The sequence below is a fragment of the Methanosarcina baikalica genome (genome assembly GCF_031461075.1).
Classification (GTDB): Archaea; Halobacteriota; Methanosarcinia; order Methanosarcinales; family Methanosarcinaceae; genus Methanosarcina; species Methanosarcina baikalica.
Genome location: NZ_JAVKPK010000030.1, coordinates 18220 through 42201, shown reverse-complemented (window position 1 = coordinate 42201; position 23982 = coordinate 18220). Strand labels below are relative to the sequence as shown.

Sequence of the window (23982 nt, the reverse complement as noted above, 5' to 3'; positions counted from 1 at the left end):
GGTTCCTGCATACAGGGCCTCGAAACTAAAGCCCGTAGATGCATTGAGGTACGAGTAACCGAAAAGTTGTAAACCTCAAGTTCGATTAAAAATATCGTCTTTAAGAAAACTGTTAAACTGTAAAGGGGCAAAAGCATACTGAGAAGTTCTCATTCCGGCGTTCAGAGAGATCGAAAACTCGAAGGTGCTCCTCTCAGTGTTTTATTTTTGAATCGGACATTACCTCTGTGGAACCGCGTGATTTACCGGAGCCAGGCCAAACTTTATGTGATCCGGTTCAAACTTTCCGGGTTTATTTTCGAAAGATCCTGGAGCTCATTGGTCAGACTCAGCAATTTTCTTCGCTTTTTAAAATGTTCCTGGAGAATTATAGCTGCTTTTCATTCGATTATAAGTAAGCCCAATTCTTTGCAGCTTTATCGATATATAAAATTTCACTGGCAATTGCGTTCAGAACTCTTCCGTATTCTTCCGTATTTCCTCCCTTTGTTTGCTGAAAGAACTCTACAGCAGGCCTGACTGAATTTCCCTGTTTTTTGGGTGCCTCTTGATGAAAAAAAGTGGGCGAGTTCAGAGCAAAATGTACTTCGCAGCTTTTCCCTAATAATATGAATGAGATCTGGTAATTATAACTGTTATCTCTTCCTTTCTGCGGCTTAAATCCTAAAAATCAGGGCATCTTACAAAAGTTTTATAGTATTTATTTTTTTTGGAAGATGGGAACTAAACACGACCTTTCTGTTAAAGTCTGATATTTTTGTTATTATTTAGGCTTGACTAAGAAGTCATATACGCATACATGTAAATATGACCTCTAAAAAATATATCCAATATAAATATCTTATACAGGGGGGTTCCGGGTGTATTTATACGTAGGCAGGAGACTTCAGAGTGATTTATAAGAAAATACCAATGAAAATGTATGAAGCCTTCCACAGGATTTTTAGTGGAAGTAATCAAAATACTTTTAACATCTGCAGAGAATGCGAGGGAGCATGCGAGCATAATAAGATCGGAACTCTACTACCCGGGGAAGAAGAATATATGGCAGAGAAAATGGGTATAAGCGTATCAGATTTTAAAATTCGCTACCTGGATATTCTGAAAATGGATGATGGAACTCTAATACATGTATTAAAATTAGGAAAGTTGTGCCCATTTTTAAATGAAGAAAATGAAGAATGTGAGTGTAGGGATTTTAAGCCGATATTTTGTAAGATCTACCCTATTATTTTTACTCTTGAAGATGAAAAAATAAATTTTATAATAGATGACTGGTGTAAGTTATCGAGGAAGAAAACGTGCAGGATTTATTTTGAGACCGCTATACCTCTTTTATCAAGCCTTTCAATTCCGATAGAATGGTTAAGGCACGTAGTTAGCTACGATAATCTCCACTTTGACTACGGCCAGCTGGAAAGGCACAGGAACGGAAAAAACAGGTATGCGGTTTTTTCGCTTGAAGAACTGTTGAGTTTACAGAAAGTTGCGATGGAACCTGCCAACTTATGTATCGATTTAGGTCAGAGGGTTGAAGAGCCCGCCTTTTAATTTCACAACGAAAAAAATTTTCCTATTTGACTTACCTGAAGATTTTAACTCTTCTGTGTTCTAGAATTTTTGATCTAATCCGGTATCTCTACCATTTATTTATTTATTTATTTATTTATTTATTTCCTTTTATTGGAATTGTGAAAGCAAAGGTGGTTCCTTCTTCCTGATTGCTTCTAAACCATACATATCCGCCATGCAGGTTGACAATCTGCTTAACTAATGACAGACCAAGTCCTGTTCCCTGAAATTGTTTGGAGAAAAAGGAGTCAACCTGGCTGAAGGGTTTGAAAAGTTTGTCCTGGTCCTCAACTTTAATACCAATTCCTGTATCCTTAACCATTATTTCTACCATATCTCCTTTTTTTCGGGCCCCTATTTTTACAAGTCCATTTTCATAGGAAAACTTTATAGCGTTATCCACAAGGTTGTGCATTACCTGAACAAACCTGGCTTCGTCGGCACAGACAGAGGTAAGGTTGCTATCCATATCGATTTCAATTTGGATACTTTTCCGATCTGCTATTGGGGACAGGAGATTTTTTATCATGTTAAGCTTGCTGGCAAGCTCAAACTCTTTATAATCAAGCTCCAGTTTTCCGGCTTCTACTTTAGAGAGATCCAGGATGTTATTGATCAAATTTAGAAGATGCTTTCCGCTCTTTGAAATGTTTCCAACGGATCTTAGCTGTTTTTCACTCAATTCGCCGTATGCCTGTTCATACAGCAGGTCAGAGAATCCTATTATTGAGTTCAGTGGAGTTCTCAATTCGTGGCTCATATTTGCCAGGAATTCGCTCTTGGTACGGTTTGCCGCTTCTGCGATTTGTTTTTCCTGAAGAAATTTTTCTGCCGCTTTCCTTTCCGTAATATCTCTGCAGGTTTCCATAACTCCTATAATCCTTCCATCCTCACCGGTTACCGGGATTGCCTGGATAAACCAGACCCTACCGTCCTTTGCAGTAAATTCCCCTGATTTTTTATTGCCTGTTACAAAGATCTGCTCAAGCTGCAGATTATCGGATAACGGGTCGTCTATTTCCGAAGTAGCTTTAAAGTATATTCCCACTGCTTTTTCAAGGCTTATTTGCATGTATTCAAGGGCGGCCTTATTTGCCCAGATGATATTAAGCTGGGGGTTTACGAAAATAACCAGTTCGTTCAGAGAGTCGAGCAGAACTTTCTTTTCCCGTTCCTGTGCCTTTAATTCCTGCTCTACAAGATTGATTTCATTTAACATCCCGTTTATTTCCTTTGAAAGGCGGTAAAGTTCATCATTATTTTTAAGAGATAATCTTTTGGAAAGATCTTTTTCCGACCTGACTCGTGTAACGAAATTATCAATTCCTATTAACCTTGAAATGAATAGCCTGTCAAGCGCAAATTTAACTCCAACCCCGGTCATAAGGCCTGTTAGCAAAAGGAAAAAATACATATTATTCAGGGTTTTCTCGCCATTCAAATAGAGTTCTCTCGGGAAGTCCGCTCTCAGAATAAGGGCAGAATTGCCTGAAATGTCCCTTAATTCAAAATAACCTGCTATTTTATCTTCGCTAAGGGGCTCGACAATAGTCCTGTCCGGATTTTCAGAAAGATCATCCAATTTTATTTGGAAATCAGGAGGCATCTCTCTATCGACTCTATACATCAAAAGAGAGGAGCGGGTAGTTTCTTTGAAATTATTAAGAAGGGTATCGTCAAAGTACTTTCCAAAAATCAAGGTACCTCTCATAGGCCCCGTATAATTTGTCGTAAGAATAGGATGGCAGGAGATGAACATGGGGTTTTCATCGAGCAAAACGAAACCGCTCTTCTTGTCGTTTTCTGATTTTGAACGAAGAGTTCCGTCTTCAATCATTTTGAGAAGCTTTTCCGGAATTGGTTTTTCCTTTCCAGTATAAAGATCTACTGATTTTGCGTAAACAAGCGACCCGGAATTATTCACAAAAAGCATCACATTAACCTTGATTCCGGCAAGAGTTTGATTCTGAAGGTTTACATTTGAATAATTCTGGTTCCTGTCTTCTATAAAATTGTATGTGTCATTCCAGTAGGCCCAATCCTGGTTTATGTAATCAAGATATCCCTGTTGAGTCGAAACTGCGTTTTGTACCCTTCCTACATCTTGCAACGTGGTTGTCTGTTCAAGCTCCAAAAAATTGGAAAGCTGCATATTATGTGTAAGCGTAAATGCAGCAGTAAGAACGGCAAAAATTAAAAGGGTTATTATAAAAACCTTTTTACTAATATCTATTCAGGACACCTCAGGTAACTTAAAGATAAGAAGTAGCTTGAAAGTAAGAGATTAGTTGATATTAAAAAGATGAAAGAGTATATATAATTTAGTAGACATTGTAATTAAATAAAAGGTAAGAGTGTATATATAAAATTTAGTAGAGGTTGTATTAAATTTAAAGATAATATAGTCCTTATAGGTTGCAAGTAAATTTAAGGATAATTAAGTTTGTTCCTTCAATTTCATTTTGTAATTCCAAGAAAAGTTTAGATGAATTTAAGCCAGCATCATTAAAATTTAAACTAATTTCCTCATTATTTCCCAGTTACACTATTTCGGGCATTCAGGTAAGACTGTTCTACAATTTCCACACTTCCCTTGAGATTCATAACTTTCATACCAAAGGCACAGGCAAATTCCTGAACATTTTCATTAAAGTCCAGATTATCCACAAGTCCGTTATCTATTTTTGCTGCCAGGCAATAAAGTGGATTTTTCAGGTAACTGTTATTGAAATCCTGGCTGCCGGCCTCAGTTCCCAGTCGCTTCCAGCTCGACGCCCACATAGGGGTCAGGTAAATCGTTCCCATGCCTCTGAATTCTATCATGGCTCTGGAGTAAGCTTCATTTCCTCCGAGAGCTAAACTGATGCAATCTTCGATGGTTTCCCCACTTTTTTCTTTCAGGAAAAAAAGTGGGCATCCAAGGCCCGCGAAGTCCTCTTCCAGTTTTCCGAACGTATTCCCACAGGTTCCATAAAAAATAAGGATTCTGTCCGAGAAGGGAGCCATTTCCCGAATGTTTCTGTAAACCTCTGCCTTCAACAGTTCAAGGTCTGCATGCAGGCCCAATCTTAGCAAATTTACAACAACGCTTACCTTTTTCTCTTCCCTGATCTTCTTCTTCTCTTGAATCCTTTTAAAAAATGGGAAAAATGAAAGAAATTTTGCGAAAGTTTTGAAATCAGAGCTGGAGCCACCTTTAAGAAGCGCCGGGATTCTGTCCAGAAAAACTGTCCTTGGACTGCAGTTCTTTGACTTAAGCTTGCGGAGGAACCCTGAGATATCCCGATTTTCCACAACTATTAACTGCTGGAGTTCCCGGTCTTTTGATAATACATGTACAAGTTCGTCTTCGAGCATTCTGCAGGCAATAATGCTTAATACAGGCATATTCCAGATATCCTTCCTCTTAAAGATTCATTTCCTCACATTCTTTCTGCAATAAATGTCCAAAGTTCGGGTAGATTTATTCCAGAAAACTAAACGATAAGCCCTTCTTTCTGTAGACATATAAAGAGTAACGGCTAAATCATAAGAAAAACATGATAAGAGAAACTGTAAAAGAAAGCAATATGTATAGGAAAAATGAGTGCCTCTTTACAATTCTGTTCTTCCAACTTCTCCTTATGCTTACACACTGAATAAATTAGCTTACTTCTGTTCTATTTCTCCCGTATCCATTTTTCAGTTTAGTATTATAATAGATTAAGTTTATCATAATAGATTATATTTTTATTTATTTTTGCTTATTTCTTTTTATGAGTTTGTTTTTGTTTATTTCTTTGTAAACTATCAGGCAGTTTTTTATCAGGAGTGACTCCGTAATATTTTGTTCTTGCCGCTCCCCAGATACAACCGTTTTTCCCGAAAATTTTCAATTCAATGTTCTGAATAGTCTTGCAAATTCCATTCCCCTCTCTTGCACCCTTGCAGACTATACAGAGCTTTTCACAAAAAACAGGAGGATTTTCCTTATTTTCAACCATTTCGACACTCCACGCCATAACATGTTTTTCTATCTGGATACGAGACGCGTATCCAGATATTTCCTTTATATGGCTACAATTTCAGTTTAGGTTAGAGTAATTTTGTTCCTGCACCAGGGCCTGGAGCACACTGGAATACATCGCTAATCCTGACTTCTATAAGGTTTTTTGAAGGGAGTCCGGGTTTTGCCGCATTCACAATTGCTTTCATTTTTTCATATTTTTCCCCTGAATTAAAAATCTGCGTTTTACCCTTTATCTGGAAGCAACCGCGTGTATCCGGCCCCCATACATAGACTGCAACATTCGGGTTTTCTTCAAGATTTGCCAGAGATTTGGCCATGAAATTGTCAGCAATCCAGATCGTTTCATCATCTACAAGCTGGCAGAACCCTATCGGTACTACATTGGGAATTCCATCTTTTGAGGCCGTAGCCACGGGAAAAATCTTTACCTTTGAAAAGGCAGTTTTAATCTCTTCACTTAATTTTACTATAGTACTCACCATCAAGATGGTTGCAGTACAAATTTATATATTTAAGCGTTAGAATTATGTATTGGATGTATGATTTGTGTATTTTTGTAACCTTCAGAGATAAAGTCTATTCGAAATTTTTGAATAAAGTAGGGGAAGATATTGAGGTTTAAATATAGTATAAGGGATCTTGGAGAAGGAATACTTAAAAAAATCGATTCTCAAAGCGAAAATATTATTAACTTGAAGAACTGGTTGCAAGAATACGACTTTTTTCCTGAGTATCCGGATGACCCTTATGCCTGGCTTACGGACGTACTTGCGCTGAAATCCGTAAATTCAGGGAACTATGGAGTCGGGAGTGTTCTGGTAAGTGCTGGAGGCGAGATTGCTGCCATGGGTCATAATCTGGTGTATTCCCCTTATTTTCGGAGCGACCTACATGCAGAGATGGTAACTGTAAACTATTTTGAAAAAGAAAACCCGCAAATTACCACCCTGAAAGAATATGCCCTCTATACATCTCTGGAATCCTGCCCCATGTGCCTGGTCAGGCTCATCTCTGCCGGCATAAACAAAGTCTTTTATGTATCTCCGGATCCTATTGGCGGGATGGTAAATTCGATTTCTCTTCTACCTCCTCTCTGGAAGGACCTTTCGGCACCACAGGCTTTTACAGCGGCACGCTGTTCCCGAGAGCTTTCAAATGCTGCAACCGAGATTATGCTTATCAACGCAAATGAACTGCTTGAAATCCTGAGAAAACGCCGTGAGTGATATTTCTCTTTTTGAAATTGTGCAGCCAGAATAAAGGAGATAAACGGCACTTTTATTTAGAAGATACATCCAAATTAACACTTCGACTTAAGAATTTCCTGTAGATAAGTAGTTCCTGCCTACAAGCTGGAAAAATAGAGTTCTCTTAGAGCGTGTCTTAATATTAAATTTGATTCTACATTTGAGCTCGTTCTAAAACCAATTTCATTCTCACTCAGTAAGATTCTCAGGATCATTTTTCAGGATCAGAAACCTATCGGTTATCCATAATACTAAATTAAGAGAAGTAACTTTGAGTTTTGGGATCAGCTCGTGCATATGGTTTTTAAAATCCTGCTAAGAGGTGGAATCGAGCTTATCTATCTCATTAGTTTTAAGATTTCAGGGCTTGTATATTATTCCTGTATGTGTTCAGTTTATCTCATCTAATAGGTACTTTATAGAATCTTTGTGAAATTATAAAATTCAAAATCCAGTTTAATAATATTTTATTAAATCTAAATTAAGTCAAAATCTGTTACCTCATAATGTTTCAACAAATTCTTAGCATTGTGTTTCCACCCTTTTGAAATTCATATGCTACCTTTATTTCCTTTACATCTCGGTTTCTCGCCCTTAAAAAATCGATTATAGGCTCAACGTATGACGATCGATCGGCATTTACGTTCAATAACGGAAATATTCTGACCTCATTGGAAACCCTGCATAACTCCTCTATCGATTTTAAATGAAACTCCAGTGACAGGTTATCTGTATAGAGAAATAATAAATGTGAGCACAGCGCCAGATCAAACTCTTTATCACTAAAAGGCATCAAGGGCAGTTCACCCGGAATATATCTTTTTTGCATCACGCCTCCCGAAAAATCTTCCAGAAATTTCTCCATAGCTGACATCCTTATTCTTCCGAGTTCTTCAACTGAGCCGATTTCTTGCCAGATAAATTTATCCTGGTTTTTCCGGGTCTGGTCAATAATGTCATTATAGGTTTCATAAATTCTCTGTCTAATCTGGTCAGCACTGAAAAAGTAAACAGGATCAACTGATATGATATTGCCGCCCTGTTCTGTAAGCTCTGCGTTGAAGCTTGCAGGTCCGTCTCCACAACCTATGATCTTTCGCTCGAGATCGGCAGGTGTTAAATTAAACATTCTGACATATTCGTTTAAAGACCTGCCCCATGGCTTGATATCATGATATGTAATTGCCATAATCCGTGCACCACTGTACATAATTACACAGCGTGTATAAATTAGTATTCTTTAACAAGCCCATCCTAAAATCAACTTCTTCAGACTGCGGAAGGGGCAGGATATACTACCTCTGCTTCACTTGTGAGAGATTCAGGACTTGAAGAGACTCTTAATAAAGGGGAACTTATACCGTCTTTGCCCCTACGCACAAAGCCTTTGATAGCCTTCCAGAAGGTGTGCTTGATGACCTTCGGAATGATAAGAAGAGACTGAACAGTTTAACCTATCATGTGGTCAACGGAGAATATAAGGCTTCAGACCTTAAAAATATGAATTTCCTTACTTCCGTGGAGACTGATAAGCTCTCGGTGAATACCACAAAAAGCGGACAGGTAATGGTAGGAAATGCGACAGTTGTAGAGCCTGATATCATTGCAAGTAATAGTGTCATCCACGGAATTGACAGAGTACTGATTCCATCAGGCGTCTGAAAATAGAAATAAAAAATAGAAGCAAAATCACGTTGCTTTGCTTTTTACATTCTTTTTTTGGCCTTATTTTTATTTCAATATTTATCCATGGCAATCAAAATTATATTCTATTTTGATAGTCTAGCTTTTATTCTATCCTCTTGTTCAAAGTTTTTTAAAATAGTTGAATGAAAGAGTTGAAAAATCACTCTCAGGGATGAAAAAAAATTAAAGGATTACATTCAAGTATGGAGCAACTTTTTTACCAAAAAATAAAAAATGCAGGTCTCAGAGATTTACTTGCTCTCTGTGCCCGAACTTGATACTGTAATCCAGATAATAGATAACTTCCGGCTCAATTTTGATCATGATAATGTCCGAATCAGGTGGCATGTCTGCAGCAACCGGAAATTTGGCCACCATTATTTCCCCAACCTCACGCAGTTCATTTTCGCCGGTAATTATTGATGCCTTGCCTTCCACCTGAAGTGCCTGCATATTAAACCAATCGGGATCATCCTCATCGACAGTATACGCCACATAAGGATTGTGCATAATATTCTGGACTTTTCTGGTATTCTTATTGGTTGCAAGATATGTGACTGCATTTTCAGACACATATGCCATTGTATGGGCCATTGGCCTGCCCTGCGGGCTTACGGTTGCAAGGTTCAGGTAGTAATGACTTGAAAGGTATTCGTAAATCTTATCTTTAAGCTCTTCTGCCATAGTCCCCACCAAAATGTTATAACTTTCAGCTAAAACTCCGCTTGATTAAATTTTACACTGAGTCTGCCAGGATATCGTATATATCCTTAACAGTTCTTCCAATTCTATGCTGTGAAAAGGGAAACCACCATTTATCCTGTCTTTTCCCTATACAGTTTATAGGGACAAAATTTATAAATTTTACTTATATCTGCAGCCAGCAGGAATATCAATGTCGTAACTGTACTATTTTCCCACCGCAAGTCAAAAAAAGATAGTGAACCTCGATTGAAAAAAATAGGTGACAGAATCATGTTTTCATGATGTACGTTTTTCGCACCTGCTTCCAGTGTTCAATCGAACAAAAGTATCTTCTTTCCGGCAATAATTTCAAAAAAGAGCCTGAAGGATAAAAAGAGTCCCTATTTAAGATTTTCTCTTCCTTAAGCATTCTTTTAGTTTTTCTTCCAGGCGGATCCGGGAGATAAAGATTCCGAACTGCGTTGTAATGGTTTCAATAACCGTGCGCACAGTATCCGGAAGCTCGTACTCGAAGCTCGAAGCAAGATAAAAAGCTGCAATAACCTTTTTGCCTGATTTTACGGGGATAAGTGCTGTGGCCCTGAGGTTTTCCTGCCTGAGTGCCTCGTCTTTCGACGTGAGAAGGAGGTCTATGTGCTGTTTGTAAACAGGCTGCCCTATCATAACAAGTCTGGTATTTGGAGAATTCACACTGTAATGGGAAGCATGCTCGACAAAATTAGGAGAAAGGCCTCGGTGAATGGCAAGATTCATGTCGTCTGTCGCTTCATCAATAAGATAAATTCCTCCGGCATTGATTTCATCTATTTGAAGGCAGGAATCCAGTAATATCTCAAGAGTCTCGTTCAGGCAATTTGAAGAGCTAAGAGCGATGCCGAGATCCCTCTGGACATAAAGCAGCTTCTCTTTTCTCTTCCGTTCGGTAATATCCAGAATTATGCCTTTAAGATACTTTATGGCCCCGTTTTCGTCGGCTTCAATAAAAGTCCTTTCATCAACCCAGCGTACTTCCCCTGATTTCGTAAGGATGCGGTATTCCTGGGAAAAGTCAACGTAATCTTCCTCAATTCTCCTAGAAAGTTCTCTTTCAACTCTCTCCAGGTCATCAGGATATACAATATTTCCATAAAGAAGTTTCCCGGATGTGAATTCTTCTACAGTGTATCCAAACTGCTTTATGTTTTCGGAGACGAACTCTGCAGGCCAGTATTTTTCGGGCCTCCAAAGAAAAACAGTGACCGGAACCTTATTTATTACCGAGATCAGCTCCTTTGCCATCTCAAGAGCATTGCATAAAGCCATCTCGTTCAGAAATTTACAGGATTTTTGCCTGTTGATTCCATTCTTAGCCGGGTTCGAAACCGTTTTAGACATTTTATTCTCCCTAAATATAACTTTTTACAGGAAGCTATGAGATAATTTCCCCTATTTACATTTTTTGCTAGCATACATAGAAATACCCACTAAATTAAAAACATTGTGATTTGGCTTTTAGAAGGTATCAGAATGTAGAGACTTGAAAGGATAAAGGCATCAGGAAATCTAACCAGAGAAAATATGGAAAATGAGATAATATAAGGAAAAAATATATATATTAAAATAGAAATTTGTAATTTTTACGAAGTAATGGTATTATTGTCAAGCTCCTTTAAGAATATATTTGGGTCCTATCCCGTCAGCTTCCTACAAGCTTGCAGACCGCAGAATCCCGTACAAACTTGTCTATTTTCTTCCTTAATAAGCTCTCTTCTTCAGACTTTAGAAAAGCCCTTTCTTTTACCTTCCTAAAAATAAATCTGCCTCTTAAATTAACTGCCAAGGTCAATTTGATATATCACCGATGATATGTTTTTAGATATATCTGTCTACAAAATAAAGAAGGGAAGTTTGATAATATGAATGATCTTCAGGGAGTATTGAATGGACAAAAGATTGCTTATTTTTCAATGGAAATAGGACTTATCAGTGAAATTCCGACTTATTCAGGAGGATTAGGCGTACTTGCAGGGGATACGATTCGCTCGGCTGCGGACTTGAATATCCCGCTGGTGGCAGTAACACTGGTGAGTAATAAAGGCTATTTCAGGCAGATTCTTGACCCTTCAGGAAATCAGATAGAGCACACTGAAGAGTGGAATCCTGCTCGTTTCATGACTCCTCTTGCGGAAGAGGTAAGCGTAAAAATTCAGAATAGAGATGTTAAGCTCAGAGCCTGGCTTTATAATTGCAAAAGCCTTACAGGAGGCTGCGTACCCATTATTTTACTCGACACCGATGTCGAAGGGAATGAATGGGAAGACAAGGGAATTACGGATTTTCTCTACGGAGGAGATCAGCGCTACAGGCTCAAGCAGGAAATAGTACTGGGGATAGGAGGGGTAAGGATGCTTGATGCGCTGGGCTTCAAGGTCAGAAAGTACCATATGAACGAAGGACATTCAAGCCTGCTCGCCCTGGAACTTCTGAGGCGCAACGGTACGGACTCGACAAAAGTAAAGGACCTCTGCATTTTTACTACCCATACGCCGGTAGAAGCAGGGCACGATAAGTTTGATTACGGCCTTGTAGAAGACCTTATTCAGGAAAAAAACGATATGGATATCCTTAGAAGATTAGGAGGAGCAGACCGTTTTAATACAAGCCTTTTTGCTCTTAACCTGTCTAATTATGTAAATGGAGTCACGAAGAGACACAGCCGGATCTCAAGCGAACTTTTTCCAGGCTACAAAATTCAGGCGGTCACAAACGGCGTTCATTCATACACCTGGACTTCTCCTTATTTCAGGAAACTTTATGATCAATACCTTCCTGGTTGGGCAAATGAGCCTGAACTCCTTGTAAGGATAGGAGGGATTCCGGACAGTGAGATCTGGGAAGCACACTGGAATGCAAAAAGAGCCCTAATCGATGAGGTGAACAAAAGGACCGGGATAGGTATGGACTATGAGACCCTGACCATAGGCTTTGCACGGCGTATGACAGCATACAAGCGCGCAACATTAATCCTCTCAGACCTTGAGATGCTCAGGAAAATAAACAGGAGAGGCAAAATTCAGCTTATCTTTGCAGGTAAAGCTCACCCCCATGATGAAGCTGGAAAACAGATTATCAGGGACATTTTCAAAATTATGGAAGTACTCAGGGAAGAAATAAAAATTGTCTTCCTGGAAAACTATGATATGGACCTTGCCGCAAAAATGGTCTCTGGAGTTGACCTCTGGCTGAACACTCCAACCCGTCCTTACGAAGCATCTGGCACAAGCGGCATGAAAGCTGCCCATAACGGAGTCGTGAATTTCAGCGTGCTTGACGGCTGGTGGATCGAAGGATGGATTGAAGGTGTAACCGGCTGGTCTATGGGACCTCAGCCCGAAGAAAGTCTCTCTGAGGAAGAGGCGAAAGCCGCCGAACTTAGCGATCTTTACAATAAGCTCTATTATATTATCGTCCCCATGTACTACGAGCGCAGGGATGAATGGTTCAGGTTAATCAATAATTCCATAGGCATGATAGCCTATTATTTCAATAGCCACAGAATGATGCGGCGTTACGTCACACATGCCTATCTTTAATAGATGGTCTAAAACAGATTGAACGAACCGAATGGGGAATTTAAATTTACTATTTGTTTAATATTCTATGAAAACCGGTTTCCCGTAAAATTCAATATTCTCTGAAGCCAGGTCTTTTAGCCCTTTCACGGGCTATTTCAGCTTTTTTTTTGAGCCCCATATTTTTCCACAGGTCAGCCGCTATTTTAAAAGCATTTTCTGCTGCCTTCGGGTTGTCAAGCCTCAGGAAAACTCTGCCCTTTTCATACCAGGCATCGGGAAAATCTGGCTTCTGCCGGATTGCCTTTTCAAAAGCTTGCAGGGCTTTTTTTTCCAGACCGGTTTCAAAAAGTACTTTTCCCCTGAGATACCAGGAATCTGCGTTCTCAGGCTTTGTCTCAAGGGCCTTTTCAAAAGCCTCGCTGGACTTCTCAAGCTCTCCGAGCTTGAAATACAGTTTCCCTTTGTTAAACCAGGCGTCTGCATCCTCAGGATTTATTTCCAGGGCTTTTTCGGCTTCCTTCAAATCTTCTTCGCACTGGCGCATCCGGCAAAGCACAGCGTCCTTCCCTTCCCAGGCATTTTTCTGCACAGGGTTCAGGGAGATTGACCTCTCGAAAGCCTCAAGCGCTGGCCTGAAACGTTCGAGCTTCAGGAACGTAAATCCCGTATTGGTCCAGAGCCCTGCATGATCGGAATTGATTTGAAAGGCTCTTTCAAAAGTTTCAAGAGCGTCTTCATAGCATTTGAGTTTTAGCAGGGCATTTCCTCTATGAAACATAGCTGCAAAATGCTGTGGGTTTTCGGAAAGCACACTGTCAAGCTTCTCAAGTGCAAGCCTGAGCCTGCCCTGCCTGTAAAGAATTACTCCTTCCTCATAGAGGTTTTCTGCATTTTTCTTGCTTCCTTCCTCCAGGGTCTCACATTCGATACTGTCCTTCCGAAGCCCGGTTTCAGAAAGATGCCTGAAGTCTGCAGCCGTTTCCGTGCCAGACCCGGCATCAACGTATATAAATTCCTTTTTTGGCACAAAGGACTTGCAAATCCATTCTGGTTCAGCCTTCCTGTTCGTAATGACGCAGTATCCGTTCACGTACTTAGAACAGATCCCGCAGCAGTAGATATGCCTTTCCAACCGGTGTCGTATCTGGGCAAGCTCGGTGGTCACCAACCCCTGATTCAGCCTTTTTTTGAAGGTTTCGTATGGGATGTTTTTAATTTTGATATAGACTGTTGACGGAGCAGGCGGGTCCCATTCTGGAAGGTTTGCGGTTTGTTTTCTGGAAATCATGGCCCTATGCAGGTTTTTCTGGCTTTGTGATAATTACTTCGGTATAGAAAATAATGTATCTATATAATATTACGTATTTAGCTGTACTTCATCCCGGGATTTAATTGTGTAGTTGAAATTCCACCAATCGCTTTTATTACTTTCCTGACCGCCGGGACTTACAGCCCATACGCGCCAGCGGCCGGGTGCCTTAACCGGAAGCTCAAAAGAATAACCGGTTTTGGTTATACCGGACTTTATCCGTGATCCGGTTGACTCCGAAAGCCACAAACCGGAGTCTGAGTCATATTCATCGATTTCTACTGTATAGTTTGCCGCTCCCGTAACAGCTTTCCATTCCAGTGTAATCCCGGACGTTGAGCTGTCAAATACAGTTCCGTCTGCTGGTGAAAGTTGCTCTGGCGTTGAAATCGGTGCAGGAGAAGACGTAGAAACCGGTTCTGAAGAGGCAGGTACAGAAGGCTCCTGTACGAATACGACTTTGGTAGCATTCAAGCTTCCTAATTCATTTTTAGCTATCAGGGTGTAAGTAGTGGTTTCATCGGGGAATATACGCTGGCTGCCAGTTAAACCTACGTCCCCTATTCCGGGTTCTATGGAGACTTTTGAAGCTGAGGAAACATTCCAGGTTAAATTGGAACTCTCTCCTTTCACAATAGCATCCGGATTTGCATTAAATGAACCGATAGAAGGCAGATTTTCTTGAGATGCCGGATCTTCCTGGGACACCGGGGTCTCTTGAGGTGTCAGGCTTTCTTCAGCAGATGAAAGGTTTGATGGAAGAACGTTTTCAGGAGATGTAGGGTTCTCCTCAACTGCAATAGTACAGTAAGCTGCATCCTCTTTATCGCCGTTGGAAGCTGTGAGTTTATATGTGATAGTTCTAGCAGGGGATACATCAAATGTTCCTGTAGGTTCTGCAACTCCAATATCTGGCTCGATAGTAACGTTTGAAACCCCGGAAACGTGCCAGTTCAGGATCGCACTCTCTCCTGGTTTAATGGCATCCGGACTTGCATCAAATGAATTGATAAGCAAAGAATCTCCTTTGACCGTAACCGTGCAGAATGCTACTTTTTCCTTTTTGTTACCTGTCGCTATAAGTTTGTAAGTTGTAGTTTCAGGGGGATTAACAGAAAATGACCCGTTAGAATTTACTGCTCCGATGCCAGGCTCTATGGTAACATTATTAGCGCCAGAGACTCCCCAGCTTAAAACTGAAGGTTCTCCTGGCTCGATAAGTTCCGGACCTGCACTAAAAGTATTGATTTCCACAATTGCTGCAGGAAACAGGACTTTAAGAGCGATAGCTATACTCAGTATGGTGCCAACCAATTTTAGAACTTCTGGAAATGAGTTCCATAGAGATTTAAGTTGACCCAATATTGATTTTTTGTTGTCTTTTTTATCCATAACCAGACTCCAGGCAACCTGTAAATTAAAAAAAACCAATTAGTTTTTATGTAAGGTTGAAAAACCAATATATTTCAGAAAAAGTTCGTATGAACAGTTAATTTGAACATTCTATAATTTTTAATTTAAACTGAAATATATCCTGTAGTTTAATATTATAATATATATTAATTTTGGCATATATTTAGAAATATTAAAAAGAAATTTCTGGATTAAAAGAGAAATCCTGTGAACCGGATTGCAAAAAGTCTATAACTTTCCGGGTAGATTCAAAGTAACAATAAAAAGTCCGGACTTATTTTAAGGCTATAGTATAACGTGTAATCTCTGCTCCAGTTTATTTTAAAATAGTTCGTAGCCTAACGAACGATGGTAGTAGTCGATATCCGTACGTATCGAATACGTTTCAAAAAATCCGATTTATTGCACTCCCGAAAAATTCAGTAAAGTAGACGTGAAGGCAGAATTAACAGGCAACAGGCAGGCTTATGTACCAATATTATTTTTGAATGTGTTATTTTAACCCTATTGAAAAGTTATAATACTGCGCGTTACATTATTTATTTCGATTATCCATTACTAATATAAAAAGGGAAATTTATGAGCCATTGTAATAAAACACACGGAGTTCCGGCACTATTTTCATTTTTTATTCCTGGTATGGGCCAGCTTGTAAAGGGAGAGCTGTCCAAGGCACTGGGCATCTGGATAGCCCTGATAATCTGTGGATTCATGAGTGTTATAGGAATTGGAATTTTAATGGGAATGGTTGTCTGGGTCGCGCAGATCTATGATGCCTATAATGCATGAAAATTCTATTCCAGACCAGGAATTATGCTTAATGGAAGAGTAAAAGGTGTATCTGACCGCGAAAGTTGAAATATGCCCAACAAAAGAACAAACAGACGCTCTTTGGAAACTTTCAGATCAATGCAAATTCCTCTATAATTTTGCTATAGATGAAAGAAAGAGGCATCCGACTTTCCGCAGATGTTTCTTATTGACATTTTTCTTGACATCAATTATTTACATACTTAAGTTTCGCTAAATTTTACTTTAATCCTATCTCGTTGACTAATTTAACAGTTTTGTATGTGAGTTTTTATGATAGAAGAAGGTAGACTCTGTCTTATGTGGAAATTAAGTATAATATGAAGTTAATATTAACTGCAGCTTTGAATTCTTTTTAGAGCTTAATTTATATTGTTTACCTATACGATTTTATAGCATAAATACGAAAACATCGGAATAAGCATGACTACCAATGTAAAAACGATTCCACTCGCTTTTGGAAGCGGGATTTCTGAGCTGAGCATACCTGAAAAAAATGTTTCAAGTATCATCCTGCCTTCGGAATCTAAAATAAAGGAAGAAGGAACTTTCCTTATTAAAAAAGCACTTGAAAATCCCACGAAAAGCAAAAGGCTTTCCGAGATCGTAAACCCGGATTCAAGGATTGCAATCATCGTAAGCGATGTTACGAGACCGACTCCGACTGCGAAAATTCTCTCTCCTCTACTTGAAGAGCTTTATCTTGGAGGAGCAAAAAATGAGAATATCACTATTGTATTTGCTCTTGGGCTCCATCGCTTACAGACTGAAGAAGAGTGCCGACAGCTTGTAGGGGAAGAAATCTTTGAAAATATAAGGTGCATCCAGCACGACAGAAAAAGATGCAGACTTGTAGGGGAGACAAGTTTCGGAACTCCTGTTGAAGTTTTTGAAGAAGTGCTTGACTCCGACCTGATCATAAGCACAGGGACACTGGAATTTCACTATTATGCGGGTTATGGAGGGGGAGGAAAATCTATCCTTCCAGGGGTCAGTTCCGAAAAATCCATACTTTCATTCCATAGCTTTTATAGCAAACTTTTCGAAGGAAGTCCCCTTTCAGGAAAAGCCGGTAGTCCGGCAAGACAAAACATTGAGGAAGCTGCAAGGATTGCGGGGCTTGACTTTATCCTTAATGTCGTAATCAACAGCGAAAAAGAGATAGTTGCTGCCGTTGCAGGCGATTTTATCGAAGCCCACAGGAAAGGTGTGGAATATGTGGATTCCATGTATAAAGTGCCCATAAAGCCTGCGGATGTTGTAGTTGTTTCCTGTGGGGGGTTTCCGAAGGATATCAACCTTTACCAGGCAACAAAATCCCTCGAACATGCTATCCCGGCAGTAAAAGAAGGGGGTTCAATCATCCTTGTAGCCGAATGTGCCGAAGGAATAGGAAACAAAGTTTACGAGTGCTGGAATAGGGAATGCAAGACCCCTGACGAGGCAGTCGAGCGTTTCAAGCATTGTTTTGAGTTCGGCGGGCATAAAGCTGCTATTGTCGGGAGGGCTGCGAAAGAATTCAAACTTTACCTCGTCTCAAAGCTTCCGGAAGAGGAAAGCAAAAAAGCCTTCTTTACGCCCGTAAAAAGCATCGAAGAAGCACTTAAGAAGATTCTTTCCGAAAATCCCGAGGCTAAAGTTCATATAATGCCTAATGGAGGGTGTACCCTGCCTGTAAAGAGATAAGAAAAGAAATAACTATAGATAAAAACGCAGAAAGTGGAACAGAAATTCTGTAAGAAAAGCGAAATCAGCAAAAGTTAAAGTCAGTAAACCTGTCTACTGTTGTAGCAGGTTTAAACCGCAGGTTTGAACTGCCTCTAAAGCATATTTTATAATTGGTTATCCCTAATTTTACAGCATCAAGATGAAAGCATCGGCATGAACATGACTGCAAACATAAAGAAGATTCCACTAGCTTTTGGAAGCGCGGTAATTGAGCTGGAGATCCCTGAGAGAAACATCTCCAGTGTTATTTTGCCCTCTGAACCTGAAAAAATGGGAGATGCGGCTTTTTTGATTAAAAAGGCACTTGAAAATCCCATAAAAAGCAGACGTCTTTCTGAGATTGTAAACCCTGATTCAAGAGTTGCAATTATAGTAAGCGATGTTACCAGGCCAACCCCAACTGCAAAGATCCTTCCACCTCTGCTTGAAGAACTTCATCTGGGAGGCGCAAAGGATGAAAATATAAGAATTGTCTTTGCCCTTGGGCTCCACCGCCACCAGACTGAAGAAGAATCCAAAAAACTGGTCAGTGAGGAGATCTACAAAAAGATCCGATGCATTCAGCACGATACCCGTAGATGCAGACGTATTGGTGTGACCTCTCGCGGGACCCCCATAGAAATATTTGAAGATGTCCTGGATGCAGATGTTATTATAGGGACGGGAAGCATCGAATTCCATTATTACGCAGGATACAGCGGAGGGGCAAAATCAGTACTTCCTGGTGTAAGTTCTCATGCGGCTGTCCTCACAAACCACAAAATGATGATAGAGGAAAAAGCTGTTTCCGGAAGGGTCGATGGCCCTGTCAGGCAGGACATGGAAGAAGCCGCAAAAATTTCCGGCCTTGATTTTATCCTGAATGTGGTGCTTGACAGCAAAAAAGAGATAGTTTCTGCCGTTGCCGGAGACTTTATAGAGGCCCACAGGAAAGGCGTAGAGGTTGTGGATTCCATGTACAAGGTACCTGTAGAGCCTGCTGATGCGGTAATAGTTTCCTGCGGAGGCTTTCCGAAAGATATCAACCTTTTCCAGGCAAACAAGGCTCTTGACAATGCGACTCAGGCCGTAAAGGAAGGAGGCTCCATCATCCTTGTTGCCGAATGCGCCGAAGGGATAGGAAACCAGGTCTATGAGTGCTGGAATAGGGAATGTCGGAGCCCTGACGAGGCAATCGAGCGTTTCAAACATTGTTTTGAGTTCGGGGGACACAAGACTGCGATCGTTGCAAAAGTTGCAAAAAAATTCAAGCTTTACCTGGTATCAAAGCTCCCGGACGAACAAACAAGAACTGCATTCTTTACTCCAATGGCAAGCCTGGAGGACGCATTATCTGCAGTCCTTTCAAAAAATCCTGATGCAAAGATTCACCTTATGCCTCACGGAGGGCAGACACTGCCTGTCCGAAAAGATAACGGATAACCTTTTCAGTGCCTATTTTGGAGTTTCAAACTGAAAACTTCTAAAACATTCTACTTTTTATTTGAAAAAAGAGCAGGAAATAAAGGAAGAAGAAATTACAAATAAAGCGCGGAAATAGAGGTGCAGGCTTAAACGCCTGCAGAATCCGTTGCTTTGTGTGATGCGTTTTCGGAGGCGTCTTCCTCTTCATCTTCAAATCTTCGCCTGTAAGTCTTCTTCAGGAACTCTGGCGAGAATTGGGGTGTCATAAGGCTTACCACAATAAGGGCAAGGAAGGAGAGAGGGGTTGCGACCAGAATTGGGTCTACAAGAGACCAGGTGCCGGCAAGTAAAGTTGCTTTTCCAAAGATTGCCTGGCAGATCCCGAGAGGCACTGCTTCTTTTGCATGGATAAAGACCAGCCAGAAGAGACTGCTTATCGAGCCTGCAACAAGACTTGCAGTTGCTCCGGCTTTTGTTGTACGTTTCCAGAACAGAGCTCCAATGTAGAGGGGCAGGAAAGCAGCTGTGCACAGGCCCATGAACATGGCAGTAGCTCTGGCGATAATACTTACAGGAAGCAGGTAAGCCAGAATGACTGAAACCAGAATGGTAAAAGCAATCCCAAATTGCGTAACGCGGACTGTAGTTGCGGTTGACTGGCCTTTCATGAGACCCTGCTGGTAAAAGTCGTACCCTATTGCTGTACCCATTGTATGGAACTGGGCAGCTGCAGTAGACATTGCTGCCGAGAGCAGGCTGAGCATGAAGAGTGCCACAAACATCTCAGGCATTGCGTGGTTCAGGAATGCAGGCATTATAAGGTCAGTATTTCCGTCCGGGACAACCTGAAGGGAGATCATTCCTGTTGTCCTGTAAAAATATACATTGGAAAGAGCTCCTACAACATATGCTACTCCTGCCATCATGAGGAGGAAGGGACCTCCCACAGCAACTGCCCTTCTCAAAGAACGGTCATCTTTTACAGTCATAAACCTGACTGCAAGCTGGGGCTGCGCAAGTACTCCTATTCCTACTCCCATTATGATTGTGGAAATCATTGTCCACCAGATTGGAGAATTAAAAGCTGGCATTGCAGTCCAGCCCCTGTGCCCCTGATCAACAAGAGCCTGAGGAACAAGGTTTGCCATGTTAGTAAGAGCCTGATGGGCTTCTACAACTCCTCCGAGCTTACTGTAGGTATATATTAGCAGAAGAGTCATTCCTATGAGCATAAGAGTGGCCTGCATGGCATCTACATACATTACTGAGAGGAGACCACCTTTAATCACATAAAATGCAATGATAACAGTAAAGATCAGGAGAGCGAAGTTATAATTTATCCCAAGCGTGCTCTCAAGAAACCGACCCGCCCCTATGATTACGCTTGCAGCGTAAAGAGGCATGAAAACAGCTACAAGAAGCCCGGAAAAAGCCTGGATAAACCTGGACTGGAAGCGCTTTCCTATAAATTCAGGATAAGTTATGGCTCCGAGGTTTAGCCCCATGCGCCGGGTTCCGGGGCCAAAGACCACGAAGGCAATGAAAATCCCGAAAAAGATGTTCATGAAGACAAGCCACATAAGCCCCATTCCTAAAGAAGCGGCTACTCCTCCGAATCCTATAATCGCAGAAGTACTGATAAACGCAGCTCCGTAGGAGAGAGCCATAATTGCCGGGTGCACGCGTCGGCCTGCAAGCATATACCCATCTGTCTGGGAATTTTTCTTATATCCCAGCCGGGCAACGTAGAAAGTGCATGCAAAGTAAACAATGACAAAAAGGATCAGAAGTGAAGTACTGACTGCCATAAAAATAACTCCAGAATAGTTTCGACTACTGTTTTTTCTCAGGCATTGTAAAAAAGTTTGACTGAAGCGAACTCTTTAGAGTAAATCCAGGACCCACTTACTGATCCTGAATCACCTGTTTCTGAGTACCGCTCTTTACTGCCTGTTCTTCTTCCCCTTCTCTCCAATTCAATGCCCCATAAACCATGCACCCGAGTGCACTTAATATACAAGCAAGATATGCAAGCCAGATTTGCGGATCATCTATTCCTAACATCTACAACACCTTCATAGAGAACATCCTGATAACAGCTAACATGATACCTGTTAGCATTGTACATTTAACGCTTTTTGTTATTTAAATATATTGAGTAAAGTAAATTCTAAGCCAGAGTACGTTTTATAGAATATGATGCTGATAATATACTCTGATCATGCCAAATAGGATCTGAAAAATTACTCGATTCAAGAGGGCACTTTTATGGGTAAATTAATGAAAATTAGCGTGGCTGTCCTGTTTTTTATTTTTCTGGGAGCTGCTCTGTTACACTATCACACAGAGCAGCTTTATAATACAAATCTTAAAAGTATTTATGAATATGATATAAATCTTGAGGCAGACTCCGAATTGGAAAACGTTACATTCTATCTCCCCCTGCCGGTTTACGAAAATGAGTCCGCAAGTGGAAACGAACTTGTAAACCGGTATTTACAGGAAGAGAACGAATGGAATTTAAGCCTGGTGGACACCGAAAACGGAAAAATGCTTGCATTGAGAGCAGATAGATTCGTTCCGAAAATGCGTTTTCCTCCGGTAGCGATAAGTGATACTTCAGAAGAAATAACGGGAGTCGACTCTGTTGAAAGTTCACAACAGGGTGATGAGATTCTGGGAGAAGAACTGCCGGAAACCGGCAGCCAGGTAAATTCATCCGAAAATATGCATTTTGCCATGCCTTCAGAATTCCGTGGGGAACTTGCTTCTGATTCAGAAATTAATACAAAGTTTCCTCTCGGAAACGAGCCCGTACTGAACCCTGAATACAACCTGAACCTTTCGACATATGATCTCCCTTATTCGGAAAACAAAGAACCTCCGACTGTTTATAATTACGATTCTCTTATTTATGCCGACTATGAAACCTCTCCAGATGCCCACGTTTCTCTGACAGTCCATTTCTCAGGCAGGAACGAGTGGTGGATCTACGGCTGGAACTGGAACCAATATTATGAATATATCTATGCCGACTTCAGCGGCCCACAACAGGGCTGGGTGCCCGTTAAAGGAAAAATTACTATGGGAGATGGAAATTATAGATGAACCTTCAAGGGTTCATTCTCCTTTTTGAGGGATTTACTGGATTTATTCATTGATTCCTTCTTTTTACTGTTTCCTTTACTTAAGCGTAGACTCGGTAATCTCCCCACTAATATCTTCCCTTAGCATTTCAACAGCTTTGTCGAATTCGTCGGTCTGGCCGAGAACCCACATCATCTTGACAAGTGCGGTTTCGGGCAGGGTATCTTCCCCTTCGATTGCGCCAGCTTTCAGCATGTCCCGCCCGGTATCATAGACGCGGTCGCAGATTCTGCCGTTAAGGCACTGGGATGTCACTATTACAGTCATTTTTGCATCCGTAGCTTTCCGGATCATGGGGATCCATTTAGTAGAAACGTGCCCCAGACCCGTACCTTCGATAACCAGCCCTCTGTAACCACCGTTGATGTAGAAGTCAAGGATTTCGGGATCTGAACCAGGCGTAAACTTAACAAGGGCACATTTCTTTTCCATGCCTGGCTTGAATTTGAGAGATGTCTCTCCACGTCGGGTATAATCAACGAAAGTTTTTATTTCCCTTGTGTTATAGTCCACAACCCCTATTGGAAGGGAGCTCACGGACTTGAAAGCGTCCCTGCGGGAAGTATGCATTTTCCGGACTTTAGTTCCGCGGTGAATCTCACAAAAGTTGTCCGAAGTCGTGCCGTGCATGACAACGGAAACTTCGGCAATGTCGCTTATAGCCACCAGGGCTGCACAGATCGCATTCATGGCGTTGTCGCTGCTGGGACGGTCCGCACTTCTCTGGGAACCTACAAGAACAATAGGCACAGGCGTTTTGATCATGAAGGAAAGGGCTGCAGCAGTGTACATCATGGTGTCAGTGCCGTGGGTTACGATCACTCCGTCAGCTCCTGCTTCTATTTCCTCCATAACTGCGCGGGCAAGGTTTTGCCAGGATTCCGAATCCATATTTTCCGAAAGGATGCTTGAGATTACCCTACCTTTAAAATCCGCTATTTTCTTGAGTTCAGGGATAGCGGTAAGAATATCGTCAGCAGTAAACTGAGATGTGACTGCACCTGTCCTGTAGTCGATTTTGCTGGCAATCGTTCCGCCTGTGGAAAGAATTGCGACTTTCGGAAGCTTCTTTCCGGGCTCTGATGTTTCCTCTTTTGCCGATTTGCATTCCTTCCAGCCGTTCCGGCTTCCGTTTGCAATTTCGCCATTGTTTTCCAGAAGAGTTATCCTGACTTTATCCGTGGAAAAACCGGCATTATAACCGCTTTTCATTTTTATTGTAATATATCCTTCCATCGACGGCATCACTTTGCCTTCATAGGCAGTGCCGTTCTTTTCAATACGTATCCAGTCGCCCTGTTTGAATTCCATGAATAATCCCTTTTATGATAAATTTTTTGAAATACTGCATAGATAATAGGTATTTTTGTATGATACGGTGTTAATTTGATACTAGGT

General features: G+C 41.0%; 22 protein-coding genes. 9 read left to right on the top strand and 13 right to left on the bottom strand.

Features of this window, described 5'->3' with window-relative positions:
• Nucleotides 1-891 precede the first annotated feature (891 nt).
• The gene (locus RG963_RS08890; RefSeq protein WP_310575910.1) at nucleotides 892-1551 is read left to right on the top strand and encodes a YkgJ family cysteine cluster protein; all 660 of its coding nucleotides are present in this window, start codon (nucleotides 892-894) and stop codon (nucleotides 1549-1551) included.
• Nucleotides 1552-1666: 115 nt separating this feature from the next.
• Here the strand turns inward: RG963_RS08890 and RG963_RS08885 are convergent, their stop codons facing one another.
• From RG963_RS08885 to RG963_RS08870, 4 genes are all read right to left on the bottom strand, one after another.
• A complete protein-coding gene (locus RG963_RS08885) occupies nucleotides 1667-3724 on the bottom strand; it encodes a sensor histidine kinase (protein ID WP_310575909.1) in 2058 nt (685 codons plus the stop codon).
• A gap of 377 nt (nucleotides 3725-4101) precedes the next feature.
• The gene (locus tag RG963_RS08880) at nucleotides 4102-4959 is read right to left on the bottom strand and encodes a DUF1638 domain-containing protein (protein WP_310575908.1); all 858 of its coding nucleotides are present in this window, start codon (nucleotides 4957-4959) and stop codon (nucleotides 4102-4104) included.
• 356 nt (nucleotides 4960-5315) lie between these two features.
• Complete coding sequence (locus RG963_RS08875) at nucleotides 5316-5555, bottom strand: hypothetical protein (RefSeq protein ID WP_310575907.1); 240 nt, start codon at nucleotides 5553-5555, stop codon at nucleotides 5316-5318.
• Between the two features lie 91 nt (nucleotides 5556-5646).
• Complete coding sequence (locus RG963_RS08870) at nucleotides 5647-6051, bottom strand: pyridoxamine 5'-phosphate oxidase family protein (RefSeq protein WP_310575911.1); 405 nt, start codon at nucleotides 6049-6051, stop codon at nucleotides 5647-5649.
• Nucleotides 6052-6192: 141 nt separating this feature from the next.
• On the opposite strand from RG963_RS08870, the gene RG963_RS08865 reads away from it, so the two are divergent.
• Entirely contained in the window at nucleotides 6193-6807 is a 615-nt protein-coding gene (locus tag RG963_RS08865) for a nucleoside deaminase (RefSeq protein WP_310575906.1), read from the top strand.
• Between the two features lie 532 nt (nucleotides 6808-7339).
• On the opposite strand, the gene RG963_RS08860 is transcribed toward RG963_RS08865, so the two are convergent.
• The gene (locus RG963_RS08860; RefSeq protein WP_310575905.1) at nucleotides 7340-8017 is read right to left on the bottom strand and encodes an SAM-dependent methyltransferase; all 678 of its coding nucleotides are present in this window, start codon (nucleotides 8015-8017) and stop codon (nucleotides 7340-7342) included.
• Nucleotides 8018-8235: 218 nt separating this feature from the next.
• On the opposite strand from RG963_RS08860, the gene RG963_RS08855 reads away from it, so the two are divergent.
• A complete protein-coding gene (locus RG963_RS08855; RefSeq protein ID WP_310575904.1) occupies nucleotides 8236-8490 on the top strand; it encodes a fasciclin domain-containing protein in 255 nt (84 codons plus the stop codon).
• Between the two features lie 267 nt (nucleotides 8491-8757).
• On the opposite strand, the gene RG963_RS08850 is transcribed toward RG963_RS08855, so the two are convergent.
• The 3 genes from RG963_RS08850 to RG963_RS08840 all read right to left on the bottom strand — a co-directional run bounded on the left by RG963_RS08850 (nucleotide 8758) and on the right by RG963_RS08840 (nucleotide 11038).
• Nucleotides 8758-9198, bottom strand: a complete 441-nt coding sequence (locus tag RG963_RS08850) for a pyridoxamine 5'-phosphate oxidase family protein (RefSeq protein ID WP_310575903.1) — start codon at nucleotides 9196-9198, stop codon at nucleotides 8758-8760.
• Between the two features lie 405 nt (nucleotides 9199-9603).
• Nucleotides 9604-10593, bottom strand: a complete 990-nt coding sequence (locus RG963_RS08845) for a GAF domain-containing protein (RefSeq protein WP_310575902.1) — start codon at nucleotides 10591-10593, stop codon at nucleotides 9604-9606.
• A gap of 301 nt (nucleotides 10594-10894) precedes the next feature.
• Entirely contained in the window at nucleotides 10895-11038 is a 144-nt protein-coding gene (locus tag RG963_RS08840) for a hypothetical protein (protein WP_310575901.1), read from the bottom strand.
• A gap of 76 nt (nucleotides 11039-11114) precedes the next feature.
• Between RG963_RS08840 and glgP the strand changes: the two genes are divergently transcribed.
• Nucleotides 11115-12791, top strand: coding sequence for an alpha-glucan family phosphorylase (gene glgP, locus RG963_RS08835; RefSeq protein ID WP_310575900.1), 1677 nt, complete (start codon nucleotides 11115-11117; stop codon nucleotides 12789-12791).
• 91 nt (nucleotides 12792-12882) lie between these two features.
• Here the strand turns inward: glgP and RG963_RS08830 are convergent, their stop codons facing one another.
• Both RG963_RS08830 and RG963_RS08825 read right to left on the bottom strand, forming a co-directional pair.
• Nucleotides 12883-14061: a tetratricopeptide repeat protein gene (locus tag RG963_RS08830; protein ID WP_310575899.1), complete on the bottom strand. Its 1179-nt coding sequence runs from the start codon at nucleotides 14059-14061 to the stop codon at nucleotides 12883-12885.
• Between the two features lie 69 nt (nucleotides 14062-14130).
• On the bottom strand, nucleotides 14131-15474 hold the full coding sequence (locus RG963_RS08825; RefSeq protein ID WP_310575898.1) for a hypothetical protein: 1344 nt from the start codon (nucleotides 15472-15474) through the stop codon (nucleotides 14131-14133).
• A gap of 600 nt (nucleotides 15475-16074) precedes the next feature.
• Here RG963_RS08825 and RG963_RS08820 point away from each other — a divergent pair.
• The 4 genes from RG963_RS08820 (at nucleotide 16075) to larA (RG963_RS08810) (ending at nucleotide 19455) form a co-directional block, all read left to right on the top strand.
• A complete protein-coding gene (locus tag RG963_RS08820) occupies nucleotides 16075-16284 on the top strand; it encodes a hypothetical protein (protein ID WP_310575897.1) in 210 nt (69 codons plus the stop codon).
• A 46-nt stretch (nucleotides 16285-16330) separates the two neighbouring features.
• Complete coding sequence (locus tag RG963_RS16565; RefSeq protein ID WP_396654706.1) at nucleotides 16331-16522, top strand: helix-turn-helix domain-containing protein; 192 nt, start codon at nucleotides 16331-16333, stop codon at nucleotides 16520-16522.
• 206 nt (nucleotides 16523-16728) lie between these two features.
• Nucleotides 16729-17991: a nickel-dependent lactate racemase gene (larA, locus tag RG963_RS08815; RefSeq protein WP_310575896.1), complete on the top strand. Its 1263-nt coding sequence runs from the start codon at nucleotides 16729-16731 to the stop codon at nucleotides 17989-17991.
• 201 nt (nucleotides 17992-18192) lie between these two features.
• Nucleotides 18193-19455, top strand: coding sequence for a nickel-dependent lactate racemase (larA, locus tag RG963_RS08810; RefSeq protein ID WP_310575895.1), 1263 nt, complete (start codon nucleotides 18193-18195; stop codon nucleotides 19453-19455).
• A 128-nt stretch (nucleotides 19456-19583) separates the two neighbouring features.
• Here larA (RG963_RS08810) and RG963_RS08805 read toward each other — a convergent pair whose 3' ends face one another.
• Both RG963_RS08805 and RG963_RS08800 read right to left on the bottom strand, forming a co-directional pair.
• Nucleotides 19584-21245, bottom strand: a complete 1662-nt coding sequence (locus tag RG963_RS08805) for a sodium:solute symporter family protein (RefSeq protein ID WP_310575894.1) — start codon at nucleotides 21243-21245, stop codon at nucleotides 19584-19586.
• 97 nt (nucleotides 21246-21342) lie between these two features.
• Nucleotides 21343-21501: a symporter small accessory protein gene (locus RG963_RS08800; protein WP_310575893.1), complete on the bottom strand. Its 159-nt coding sequence runs from the start codon at nucleotides 21499-21501 to the stop codon at nucleotides 21343-21345.
• 204 nt (nucleotides 21502-21705) lie between these two features.
• Between RG963_RS08800 and RG963_RS08795 the strand changes: the two genes are divergently transcribed.
• Nucleotides 21706-22545, top strand: a complete 840-nt coding sequence (locus RG963_RS08795) for a hypothetical protein (RefSeq protein ID WP_310575892.1) — start codon at nucleotides 21706-21708, stop codon at nucleotides 22543-22545.
• 75 nt (nucleotides 22546-22620) lie between these two features.
• On the opposite strand, the gene gatD is transcribed toward RG963_RS08795, so the two are convergent.
• Nucleotides 22621-23895: a Glu-tRNA(Gln) amidotransferase subunit GatD gene (gene gatD / locus RG963_RS08790; protein WP_310575891.1), complete on the bottom strand. Its 1275-nt coding sequence runs from the start codon at nucleotides 23893-23895 to the stop codon at nucleotides 22621-22623.
• Nucleotides 23896-23982: the final 87 nt, after the last annotated feature.

Bases quoted from the DNA above. Each gene is read 5' to 3' on its own strand.
- RG963_RS08800 (WP_310575893.1), bottom strand. From the start codon at position 21,501: ATGTTAGGAATAGATGATCCGCAAATCTGGCTTGCATATCTTGCTTGT.
- RG963_RS08880 (WP_310575908.1), bottom strand. From the start codon at position 4,959: ATGCCTGTATTAAGCATTATTGCCTGCAGAATGCTCGAAGACGAACTT.
- glgP (WP_310575900.1), top strand. From the start codon at position 11,115: ATGAATGATCTTCAGGGAGTATTGAATGGACAAAAGATTGCTTATTTT.
- RG963_RS08825 (WP_310575898.1), bottom strand. From the start codon at position 15,474: ATGGATAAAAAAGACAACAAAAAATCAATATTGGGTCAACTTAAATCT.
- RG963_RS08860 (WP_310575905.1), bottom strand. From the start codon at position 8,017: ATGGCAATTACATATCATGATATCAAGCCATGGGGCAGGTCTTTAAAC.
- larA (WP_310575896.1), top strand. From the start codon at position 16,729: ATGACTACCAATGTAAAAACGATTCCACTCGCTTTTGGAAGCGGGATT.
- RG963_RS08830 (WP_310575899.1), bottom strand. From the start codon at position 14,061: ATGATTTCCAGAAAACAAACCGCAAACCTTCCAGAATGGGACCCGCCT.
- RG963_RS08875 (WP_310575907.1), bottom strand. From the start codon at position 5,555: ATGGTTGAAAATAAGGAAAATCCTCCTGTTTTTTGTGAAAAGCTCTGT.
- RG963_RS08885 (WP_310575909.1), bottom strand. From the start codon at position 3,724: ATGCAGCTTTCCAATTTTTTGGAGCTTGAACAGACAACCACGTTGCAA.
- RG963_RS08820 (WP_310575897.1), top strand. From the start codon at position 16,075: ATGAGCCATTGTAATAAAACACACGGAGTTCCGGCACTATTTTCATTT.
- RG963_RS08845 (WP_310575902.1), bottom strand. From the start codon at position 10,593: ATGTCTAAAACGGTTTCGAACCCGGCTAAGAATGGAATCAACAGGCAA.
- RG963_RS08795 (WP_310575892.1), top strand. From the start codon at position 21,706: ATGGGTAAATTAATGAAAATTAGCGTGGCTGTCCTGTTTTTTATTTTT.
- gatD (WP_310575891.1), bottom strand. From the start codon at position 23,895: ATGGAATTCAAACAGGGCGACTGGATACGTATTGAAAAGAACGGCACT.
- RG963_RS08805 (WP_310575894.1), bottom strand. From the start codon at position 21,245: ATGGCAGTCAGTACTTCACTTCTGATCCTTTTTGTCATTGTTTACTTT.
- RG963_RS08850 (WP_310575903.1), bottom strand. From the start codon at position 9,198: ATGGCAGAAGAGCTTAAAGATAAGATTTACGAATACCTTTCAAGTCAT.
- larA (WP_310575895.1), top strand. From the start codon at position 18,193: ATGACTGCAAACATAAAGAAGATTCCACTAGCTTTTGGAAGCGCGGTA.